The organism is Candidatus Rokuibacteriota bacterium, from assembly GCA_016209385.1.
Classification (GTDB): domain Bacteria; phylum Methylomirabilota; class Methylomirabilia; order Rokubacteriales; family CSP1-6; genus JACQWB01.
Genome location: JACQWB010000083.1, coordinates 1 through 10,249, shown reverse-complemented (window position 1 = coordinate 10,249; position 10,249 = coordinate 1). Strand labels below are relative to the sequence as shown.

10 protein-coding genes and 1 pseudogene are annotated in these 10,249 nt (G+C 66.2%); all 11 read right to left on the bottom strand.

Annotation, left to right across the window (positions count from 1 at the left end; genetic code table 11):
• Window positions 1-196: 196 nt before the first annotated feature.
• Window positions 197-778, bottom strand: coding sequence for a class I SAM-dependent methyltransferase (locus HY726_05860; protein MBI4608513.1), 582 nt, complete (start codon window positions 776-778; stop codon window positions 197-199).
• 35 nt (window positions 779-813) lie between these two features.
• Window positions 814-2,316 carry an amidohydrolase family protein gene (locus HY726_05855; GenBank protein MBI4608512.1) on the bottom strand — a complete coding sequence of 501 codons (1,503 nt, stop codon included), beginning with the start codon at window positions 2,314-2,316 and terminating at the stop codon, window positions 814-816.
• Window positions 2,317-2,507: 191 nt separating this feature from the next.
• A complete protein-coding gene (locus HY726_05850; GenBank protein MBI4608511.1) occupies window positions 2,508-3,476 on the bottom strand; it encodes a D-cysteine desulfhydrase family protein in 969 nt (322 codons plus the stop codon).
• A 22-nt stretch (window positions 3,477-3,498) separates the two neighbouring features.
• The gene (locus HY726_05845) at window positions 3,499-4,440 is read right to left on the bottom strand and encodes a hydroxymethylglutaryl-CoA lyase (GenBank protein ID MBI4608510.1); all 942 of its coding nucleotides are present in this window, start codon (window positions 4,438-4,440) and stop codon (window positions 3,499-3,501) included.
• A gap of 34 nt (window positions 4,441-4,474) precedes the next feature.
• On the bottom strand, window positions 4,475-5,227 hold the full coding sequence (locus HY726_05840) for a class I SAM-dependent methyltransferase (protein ID MBI4608509.1): 753 nt from the start codon (window positions 5,225-5,227) through the stop codon (window positions 4,475-4,477).
• A 686-nt stretch (window positions 5,228-5,913) separates the two neighbouring features.
• Window positions 5,914-7,080, bottom strand: coding sequence for an acyl-CoA/acyl-ACP dehydrogenase (locus HY726_05835; protein ID MBI4608508.1), 1,167 nt, complete (start codon window positions 7,078-7,080; stop codon window positions 5,914-5,916).
• A gap of 29 nt (window positions 7,081-7,109) precedes the next feature.
• Window positions 7,110-7,363, bottom strand: a pseudogene (locus HY726_05830) (type II toxin-antitoxin system RelE/ParE family toxin).
• The gene (locus tag HY726_05825; protein MBI4608507.1) at window positions 7,356-7,559 is read right to left on the bottom strand and encodes a type II toxin-antitoxin system Phd/YefM family antitoxin; all 204 of its coding nucleotides are present in this window, start codon (window positions 7,557-7,559) and stop codon (window positions 7,356-7,358) included. Before HY726_05825 ends, HY726_05830 begins: the two are co-directional and overlap by 8 nt.
• 16 nt (window positions 7,560-7,575) lie before the next feature.
• Entirely contained in the window at window positions 7,576-8,376 is an 801-nt protein-coding gene (locus HY726_05820) for an enoyl-CoA hydratase/isomerase family protein (protein MBI4608506.1), read from the bottom strand.
• Complete coding sequence (locus HY726_05815; GenBank protein MBI4608505.1) at window positions 8,373-9,569, bottom strand: CoA transferase; 1,197 nt, start codon at window positions 9,567-9,569, stop codon at window positions 8,373-8,375. Before HY726_05815 ends, HY726_05820 begins: the two co-directional genes overlap by 4 nt.
• Window positions 9,570-9,588: 19 nt before the next feature.
• On the bottom strand, window positions 9,589-10,092 hold the full coding sequence (locus tag HY726_05810; GenBank protein ID MBI4608504.1) for a hypothetical protein: 504 nt from the start codon (window positions 10,090-10,092) through the stop codon (window positions 9,589-9,591).
• Window positions 10,093-10,249: the final 157 nt, after the last annotated feature.

Genomic DNA, 10,249 nt, shown 5'->3' with positions numbered 1-10,249 from the left:
GGGGACGGGTACCCACGGCTGTGCCGTGGGTGCGCCTTCGGCGCGGGTACCCGGGCCCCCTCCGAGGCCTCCCCCAGGAATGGTGGTTCGAGCCGAGGGGCTGCCGACGAGCCGCTGGCGAGGCGAGCCACGTGGCGAGGCCCGAGTTGGTTGCGCGGGCCGGGTACCCGCGAAGCGCGTGCGCGCTCGACGGGGATTACCCCAGGAAGCGGCTGACCTCCATGGCGTCCTTGCCGAAGTCCTGCTCCCGGCTCGCGTAGCGGCCGCTGGTGCGGGCGCGGCTCAGGTAGCGCCGGAGTTCGCGGCGGTAGATCTTGGTGTTGTCGGCGATGACGAGGGCGCCACGCTTGAGCCGGGGCTCGAGTGCCCGTAGGTAGTCGAGGTATTCTTGCTTCGCCGCATCGATCAGGACGAAATCGAAGCGCTGCCGCAGGAGCGGGATCACGCGGCGGGCGTCGCCCGCGATCACCCTCACGCGGCCCTCCCCACGCCTTTGGCGTCGGGGGCCCAGCCCGGCCGCCTCCACGTTGCGTTCGGTGATCCGCGCGAGATAGGGGCTGACCTCGATCGAGACGAGTCGCCCTCCCGGCGGAAGGCTTGCCGCGATCAGGATCGTGGAGTAACCGATCAGCGACCCGATCTCGAGCGCCCGCGTGGGGCGCTCACGGGCGATGAGCCGGGCGACGAAGCGCCCCTTTTCCCGTCCGATGATGGGGAGGACCCAGCGCGCCGTGGCCCGGTCCATCTGGGCCAGCATGGCCTGCGCGCGCTTGGTCATTCCTCCAGCACCCGGTCCGCTCCGCCGTGCCTGCCCTACGCCGTGGCCCGGTGCACGTAGCCGTAACGCGCGTTGCTCCGCGTGCCGCCGGCGGCGAGGTACTCGGCCTTGATCGCGGCGATGGTATCCGGCGTGATCGCCCCGAGCGCCGCCCGCATGTGGGCCTTGTAGAGGCGCGCCGAGTTGGCGCCCAGGATGGCGGTCTTCACGAGGCCGTCGGCGGCGCCGAGCGGGGCGAAGCCGTGCTTTTTCTGCATGTCTTCCGGGATCTCGAGCCGGCGCAGCGCCTCGAGCTGCCACTGGGGCGAGCCGTACCAGACCGAGTCGGTCCCCCATACGACGTGATCAGCTCCCAGCCCCCGGATCAGGGTTCCCAGGAGCGCGGCGGCGAACCGCGGGTTCGCCACGGCCGAGTTGGCGAAGGCGGTCCCGATCTCGGCATACACGTTGCTGACGCCGTGCTTGCCCGGGATCTCGGCCAGGTCGGTGGCCCACTTGATGCGCCCGGTCTGCTCGAACTCGGCCAGCACCGAATCCGGCTTCTCCAGGAAAGGCCGGAGCGCGGCGTGGTAGATGACGAAGTTGATCTGTGGCCAGTCCTTTGCCGCCTTGCCCAGGTCCCGAACCGTGGCGTACTCCCACACCCCGGGCCAGGCCTTCTCGTAGTCGGCCGGCAGAATCCCCTTGTGGATGCAGACGGTGGTGATGCCGGCCTTGACGATCTTCTCGTAGAACGGATAGACGAGCTTGTCGTCGTCCAGCCACCAGTAGGAGCCGACCTTGGAGGGGAACAGGGGATCGCCGATCGTGTAGCCCTTCCAGCTGTCGGGCTTGAGCAGGGTGATGGCCCGGTCGACCTCGTCCATCCAGGCCGGCTTCTTCGGTGTGAACAGCGCGTGGGCGAGCATGCGGCGGGAGCCGGCGATCCGGTTGATCGCCGTTCGGGCGGCGACGATCTGGTCGTTGGTGAGCAGGTTCCAGCTCGGGTCGTCGAAGGGCGCGCCGGAGAGGAGCGCGATCTTCGTGTCGCTGTCCACGAAGACCTCCTTGATGTAGTTCTCGAACTTGTAGCGCGCCAGACTGTTCTCGCCGACCAGCCCGGGGTTCCAATGCTGCTTCGCGTACTTGGCCAGGTCCAGAATTCCGCCGTGCTGGAAGTCGTCCCGGACGAAGTGTGTCTGGGCGTCGAAGATGAACTGGCCGGCCAGGGCGCCGGCGCGGGCCTCGGCGGCGCCCGGCTCGGCCGCCTCCGCCGGGTTCACCTCGAAGACGGGCCCGAACACCTCGTTCATCGCCAGGAACGCCGCGGTCATGCCTGCGGCGCTGGCGAGGAACTGCCGCCGGTCCATACCGTGCCTGCGGCCAAGGCCGTCCGCCAGTTCTTTGATGCGCGCCTCCACGCGCTGCTGGGCTCGGGTCTGGGGGAGCGGGTTGAACTCGCCGTTGGAGACGATCTGGGTCGGGATCGGGGATCTGAAGGACGCGGTCTCGGCTGGGCTGGTTCGCTTCAATTCCCGGGGGCTCAGGTAGTGTGCCATGGCTGACCTCCTGCTAGGCCGGGTTGATGACCGGCGTCGCTGCTCCGACGACCAGGAGCGCGTTGTCGGATCCCAGCTCGTACCGAAGGGACGGCCGGCGCACGATGCGGGGCGGCCTGGTGAACCCAAGGCTAGGAGCGCAGGTCCTTCCTGTCAAGGGGAAAGGGGCCTGGGCGTGGTTGCCCGGCGGTTTATGCCGGGAGCGCTTCAGAGAGCGAGGCCTGGGCTCCCGTGTGCCAGAAGCAGACCGTGTCCTTCCGGCTCCAGCGTCCCCGACGGACCAGGTCGATGAGCCCGGCGGCGGCCTTGGCGCTGTAGGTGCCGTCCAGCACGATCCCCTCGTGGCGCGCGAAGAGCCGGGTGGCTTCGCGTGAGGCCGGGGTCGGGCTCGCGTACCCCTCGCCCACGTACTCGTCGGCTACCTCGATCGCTTCTTTTCCGAGTGCCGGCAACCCCAGGCGCTCGGCGAGCGGGACAGCAAGATCGACCACCATCCGGGAGAGATCCTCGCGCGTTTCGTCGGCGCTGATCCCGATCACCCGGGTCGAGAGCCCCGCGGCCAGACAGCCGACGACGAGCCCGGCCTGGGTTCCCCCCGACGAGGAGGCGTGGACGATCGTCGAGACCGACACGCCCAGGGCGCGGCACTCCGCGGCGAATTCCCGCGCCGCTTCTACGTAGCCATACGCGCCGAGAGGAGTCGAGCCGCCGAGCGGGATCACGTACGGCAGGCGTCCCTTCGCCCCGAGCTCCCCGGCGAGGGCCTCCATTCGCGCCGCGCGCTCGGCCCGCGAGGCGACGAAGACCAGCTCGGCACCGAAGAGCTGGTCCAGCAGCGCGTTGCCGGTGAGCCTCTCCGGGCGTGATCCGCTCAGGACGAGGAGGCAGCTCATCCCGGCCCGGGCTGCGGCCGCAGCGGTCACGCGGCAGTGGTTCGACTGGACGCCACCGCAGGTGATCAGCGTGTCGGCGCCGCGGGCGCGAGCATCCGCCAGGAAGTATTCCAGCTTGCGGACCTTGTTTCCTCCGAGGGCAAAGCCGGCAAGGTCGTCGCGCTTGATCAGGATGCGGGGACCGCCCAGGGCGGCGCCCAGGCGGGGAAGCTCGTGGAGCGGGGTCGGAAGGGCGGCGAGGGCCTCGCGCGGCGGCGCGAAGGTCATCGGCTCAGGTGGCTGCCTTGAGTTAGATCGAGGTCAGGCGGCGGTGGACGGAGTCGGGGACCGGGTAGCGCCGGTCCCACTTGCCGGCCTTCATGATCTGCCCGGGAAGCGTCCGGCCGATCACCTGCTCGACGTACTTCGCCGTCTCGATCAGTCGGTCGAGATCAATACCGCTCTCCACCCCCATGGCGTGGAGGCAGTGGATCAGGTCTTCGGTGCAGACATTCCCCGAGGCGCCGGGCGCGAAGGGGCAGCCCCCGAGCCCGCCGATCGAGGCGTCGAAGCTCGTGACCCCGCACTCCATGGCCGCCAGGATATTGGGGATGGCCATGGCGCGCGTGTCGTGGGTGTGGAGCGACCACTCGACCCCGGCGAAGCGTGGCAGCAGATGCTCGAAGGTCCGGGCGACCTGGGCCGGATTCGCCATGCCTGTGGTGTCGGCGAGGGTGACTCCGCGCGCCCCCAGCTCCACCAGGCGCGCGACCACCGACTCGAGACGCTCGAGCGGCACCTCCCCCTCGAACGGGCAGCCGAAGGAGGTGGAGATTCCGGCGACGACAGGGATGCTGGCGCGTCGCGCGACCTCGGCGACAGCCCTGAGCTTCTCGAGCGACTCCGCGACGGTCATGTTCACGTTGGCGAGGTTGTGGCTCTCCGACGCCGAGACGACCGTGTGAAGCTCGTCCACGCCCGCGTCGGCCGCGCGCGCAGCGCCCTTGTCGTTCGGCACCAGGGCGGCGTAGATCGTGCCCGGCCGGCGCGTGATCCGGGCCATCACCTCCTCGGCGTCCCTGAGCTGGGGGACGGCCTTCGGGTGGACGAAGGAGGTCACCTCGATCCGCGGCAGGCCGCAGGCGGCGAGGCGGTTCACGACCTCGATCTTCTGCTCGGTGGGGATGAAGTCAGGCTCGATCTGGAACCCATCCCGGGTCCCCACCTCGCAGATCGTCACGCGCTTCGGCAGCTTCATTTTTCTGACGATACTTGGCGGAATTTAGTTACTTGCGCACGCAACGCACCGCTAAGAATCTCGGATATTCCCACCGGCGCGGGTATTTGGCCTCGATTTCTTTACTAGGGAAAGGTTCGCGAATCTCTTCCGCCAAGAACCCGCTGCTAGATAGAGCCGAAATGTACCGTTCTAAGGACCGGTGAACGTGCGTTGTTACAAGACCAGTACACTCTTCGAGCGAAATTTTGAATGTTCCCTCGATTGGGATTTCGAGGGAATACTTAAACCATTTCTTGCGCGCATAAGCCCAGTACGAGGGCCAAAACCAAGGATGAGTGATCGTGAAGACGAAGTGACCACCCGACTGTACCAGTCGTGAGACCGACTTTATCACGTTGTCGAGATCGAGAACGGTCACCAGCGTCATATTTGCCACGACGAGGGTGAACTCGGGGCGGCCGAGCTGGAGGGCATAGTTCTCAACACTGGTGTGGACAAACTCGGCATTAGGTAAGTTAGCCCAATACTGTCTTGCGCAGTGGATGCTTTCACCGCTGATATCTACTCCCACGACATGCTTGGCGTGCCGTGCAACCTCTGCGGTTAGGAATCCCGGCCCGCATCCGACATCCAGGACGGTGGTGAGGTCGGAATCGGCACCGAGCGACAGAATAGAGGGAACGAGCACGAAAGTGAAGCTGAGGTCCTTTCCCGAGGATATCTGTTTGGCGCGAATCCGGACCATTCTATCCCACTCTCGGCAAATATCACTCTGGGTTTTGCCGGCAGCAGGTTTCATAGGAGAGTCACCTGGGAGCGGATCTTAAGCGGTTGAGCCGAGTAAGTATTTCTATCAGATCATTGGTAACGGAGAAAGCCGGGTGTTCTCCATGAGAGAACTTGTCGATTCTGTGCTTGTCTCCGACTGCACGACCGACTGCCACTCGGGCCCCCGTACGTCCTCGATTGACGATAGTGAACCGCGATTCAGGCGTGTAGTCAAGTTCGGGGTACGTGCAAATTTGGGCACCTTCTCGCCCAAGATCGTCCGTGAGAGGGATCCGTCTTGGAAGGCAAATGCACAACTCGTCCCGGCGGGCTTTCTCGCTTAGCAATTGTTGGATTCGGGGATGAGCCTGGACCCAACTGAGATCGCGAGAGAAGATGGCAACGCGGCCTGCGCGCGAGATCCACTTGAACATGAAGGCGTTAATTTTCCGTTGTTCCGTAAAGAGTCGGGGTCCGTGCCTCACGAAATCTTGAATTTCGTAGACCACTGCGGATAGGAAAATCGCGGAGGCGAGAAGAAACAGGATTGTCTGAATGGTCGATGGAGCGTGTTCAGCAGGGCGGAGGGTCAGGATGAGACTGAGCAATGAGGCATAGGTACCAACGAGGAAGAATATTTGTAGGACTAACTTCGCCATAACGCTACCCCAAGTGGATGGGGAGCTCGTGGGCTCTGACTGGCACCCGCACGACCCCCTAATACGAGCGCGGCAAGCCCAGGACGTGCTGGGCGACGTGGGCGAGGACCAGGTTGTTGGAGACGGGGGCGATGGTCATGAGCCGGCACTCCCTGAACTTGCGCTCCACGTCGTACTCGGCGGCGAAGCCGTAGCCGCCGTAGGTGTTGAGGCAGGTGTTGGCGGCCTCCCAGGCAGCCTCGGCGGACAGGTACTTGGCCATGTTGGCCTCAGCCCCGCACGGTTGGCCGGCGTCGAAGAGGGCCGCGGCCTTGAGGCGCATCAGGTCTGCTGCCTCCACGGCCATGTGGGCTTTGGCGATCGGGAACTGGACCCCCTGGTTCTGGCCGATGGGCCGGTCGAAGACCACGCGCTGGTTCGCGTAGCGGACCGCCCGCTCGATGAACCAGCGACCGTCGCCGATCGACTCGGAGGCGATCAGGATCCGCTCGGCGTTCATCCCGCCCAGGATGTAGCGGAAGCCTTCGCCTTCCTTGCCGATCAGGTTCTCGGCCGGGACCTCGAGGTTGTCGAAGAAGAGCTGGTTGGTGGCGTGGTTCAGCATGGTCCTGAGCGGGCGGACCTCGAGCCCCTTGGCGTTCCGGATGTCCACCAGGAAGACCGACAGCCCTTCGGTCTTCCGCTTCACCCGCTCCAGGGGCGTCGTGCGCGCCAGGAGCAGCATCAGGTCCGACTGGAGGACCCGGGAGATGAAGATCTTCTGGCCGTTGACGATGTAGCGATCACCCTTGCGCACCGCGGTGGTCTGGAGCCTGGTCGTGTCCGATCCCGTGTTGGGCTCGGTGACGCCGAAGGCCTGGAGCCGCAGCTCGCCGCTCGCGATCTTGGGGAGGTAGCGCTGCTTCTGCTCCTCCGAGCCGTGCCGCAGGAGCGTCCCCATGATGTACATCTGGGCGTGGCACGCCGCGGAGTTGCCGCCGGAGCGGTTGATTTCCTCGAGGATCAACCCCGCCTCCAGCACGCCCAGGCCGGCGCCGCCGTACTCCTGGGGGATCAGCGCCGCGAGATAGCCGGCCTTCGTCAGCTCCTGGACGAACGCCTCCGGGTACTCGCGCCGCTCGTCGAGATCGCGCCAGTACTCGTCGGGGTACTTCTGGCAGAGGTCGAAGACCGCTGCCTTCAGGGCTTTCTGCTCGTCGGTCAGACTCAAGGTGAAACCTGCCATGGTTCCCTGGCCCCCTTCCCGTGCAGTTCTTAGCGGTAGGCCTCGTGCCGATGTCTGACGCGCATCACCCTGACCACGTTCGCCTCTCGTCAACCTCATAGATGACTCGATGGTCTCCAACGCGGATGCGCCAGTCGCTTGTTGACCCTACAAGTTTGCGACACCCGCCAGGTCGTGGATTCTCGGCCAATGCTTTTATCTCACGGATGATCCGTTGGAATTCGTCAGCTACGAGGCGGCTGAGGTCTCGCTCCGCCCTCCGCTCCAGAAGGACCTCATACACCCGGGGTGCACTCCTTGAGGAAATCCTGGAGCCGCCTGAACGTTAGGGGCTTTTTACGCATCTGCTTGAGTGCTTTGAGATCTTCTATGTCCTCAAGGCGTTCTAGCATTTCCTGGTACCTGTCAATGTCCACGATAACGGCAGCCGGTTTCCCGTTCCGAAAGACGATGTCAGGATTTTTCCCTTTCGACCTCATACTTTTGCCCCTCAAACTACCGCCCCTGGAACTTAGGCGGCCGGCGCTCGTTGAAGGCGCGCACGCCCTCCAGCCGGTCCTCGGTACCGACAGTGTTGTTATAGGCCTCAATCGCCAGGATCATTCCGGTCTCCAGATCGGTCTCGGCACCCCAGGCGATCGCCTTCTTCGCCTGGCGGACGGCCACGGGGCCGTTCTGGGCGATCACGCCTGCGACCTCGAGCGCCTTCGTGCGTGCCTGGCCCGCGGGCACCAGATGATTCACGAGGCCGACGGCCTTCGCTTCCTGGGCCGAGACCCGGCGGCCCGTGAAGATCATCTCCTTGGCGAACGGAGCGCCGACGATCCGCGGGAGGAGCTGAGTTCCGCCGATCCCGGGAAAGATCCCGCGCGTGACCTCGGGGACCGCGAACACCGCGGTCTCGCTGGCGACGACGAAGTCCGAGAGGACGGCCAGTTCGCAGCCTCCGCCGAAGGCGAACCCCTCCACCGCGGCGATCACCGGTACCGGGCAGCGGAGGATCCTGAACGCGGCCTGCTCGAAGATCACGTGCTGCGCGCGCCAGGCCTCGTCGCTCATCCCCTCGCGCTCCTTCAGGTCTCCGCCGACGCAGAAGGCCTTCTCGCCGGCGCTGGCGAGGACCACGGCGCGGATCGCCCTGTCCCAGAAGAGCGCCTCGAAGCAGGCCAGGAGGTCCTCGCCCATGGCGGTGTTCATGGCGTTGAGGACCTCGGGACGGTGAAGCTCGACGGTCACCGCGTAGCCGTCCGCTGACCTCGCGACGCGGAGCGTCTTGTAGTCTCGCTCGACGGTCATTGGGACTGGACCACCTTCCGCTGATCGAGGCGCGCGATCTCCTCCGCGCTGAATCCGAGCTCCCTGAGCACCTCGGTGGTGTGCTCGCCCAGGAGCGGGGGGACGCGCCTGACGCCGGGGCGGATGCCGTCCCAGCTGATCGGCAACGCCAGGCTCCGGTAGTCGGAGAGGCGCGGGTGGGGAGCGCTCACGAGCATGCCGCTCGCCTCGGTCTGGGGCTCGGCAGCAACCTGGTCGATGCTCAGGATCGGGGCGCACGGCACCCCGGCGGCCCTGAGGCGCTCCCGGAGCCCTCCCGAGGTCTCCTGCTGGGTGATCCCTGCGATCAGGTCGAAGAGCGCCTTCCGGTTCCTGACCCGGCTCGGGTTGTCGGCGAAACGCGGGTCGCGGGCGGCCTCGGGGATCCCGAGGGCCTGGCAGGCGCGGGCGAAGAGGGCGTCGCTCCCCGCCGCGATCATGAGATAACCGTCCGCCGTGGGGAACGCTTCATACGGGGCGATCATGAGGGTCCCCGAGCCCTGGGGCTGAGGCACCTCGCCCGAGGCGAAGTAGCCCATCATGTGGTAGGACACCCACATCAGCGTGGTGTCGAAAAGGGCGGTGACGACGTGACTCCCCTGCCGGGTGCGCTCGCGCTGGCGCAGCGCCGCGACGATCCCGAGCGCGGCCCACATGCCCGTCCCCATGTCGACGATCGAGGTCCCGACGCGGGCCGGCGGCTGTCCGGGATGGCCGTTGACCGACATAAGCCCGGCGTAGGCCTGCATCAGCGGGTCATAACCCGGGAGATCCCTCAGCGGGCCGTGCTCGCCGTAGGCGGTGACGGAGCAGTAGACGAGCCGCGGGTTCACGGGCCGGAGCTGGGCGTAGCCGATCCCGAGCTCCTCGGCGACGCCGGATCGCAGGCTCTGCACGAAGACATCGGCCCTGGCCACGAGCCGTCGCAGGATCTCGGCTCCCTCCGGCGCTTTCAGGTCGAGGGCCAGGCTCCGCTTGTTCCGGTTCATGCTCATGAAGGCCGAGCTCTCCTCCCCCCAGAACGGAGGCGCCCAGGCGCGGGCATCGTCGCCCCGCTCGGGCCGCTCGACCTTGATCACCTCGGCGCCCAGATCCCCCAGGATCAGAGTGCAGAACGGGCCGGCCACGTTCTGGGAGAGGTCCACGACCAGGATGCCGTCCAGGGGCGCCGCCATGGCAGAGAGTGTAGCAGCGCTAGCCGCGGAATTCCTCGTCGAGGATCTCGGTGAGGAACCGGTCGATCGAGACCGGGTAGAACTTGACGCGCGGACAGAAGATGACGCCGGTGTTGATGATCTCCCGGCGCATCAGGTCGTCGAGGGCCCGGTTGAGCTGCGCCTGGGGGTCGCAGTCGCTCTTGACGATCCTGAGCTCCTCGCCCTCGAGCTGCACCTGGTGGCGCGAGGCGTAGAGGAAGCTGAACACGCGGGCCACGAGCGCGCGGTCCATCACGTCGTCGTCGTGGAACAGCTCACCGTAGGTCTGCCCGCGATGGCTCGGCGAGATGACCAGGCGCGGCGACACGCGGATCTTCCCCCGGATCTCGACGGAGCGCTGGCTCCTCTCCTCCTGGGGACCGACCAGGACGTACGGGAGGACGTGGTAGCCGGCGATGATCCCCGAGAGCGGTTTCCTGAGCACCTGCGTCTGCTCGAAGATGCTCTTCAGGAATTCGGGGTCGTAGGGCCTGTCGAACATAGATCGCCAGGGTTCCAGAGGTTCTGGCTAAATTGTACCATCTAGGACAATCGGAGGGGGCCTCGACGGCCCCCTCCGAGGCCTCCCCCAGGAATGGCAGTTCGAGCCGAGGGGCTCCCGACGAGCCGCAGGCGAGGAGAGCCACGAGGCGAGGCCC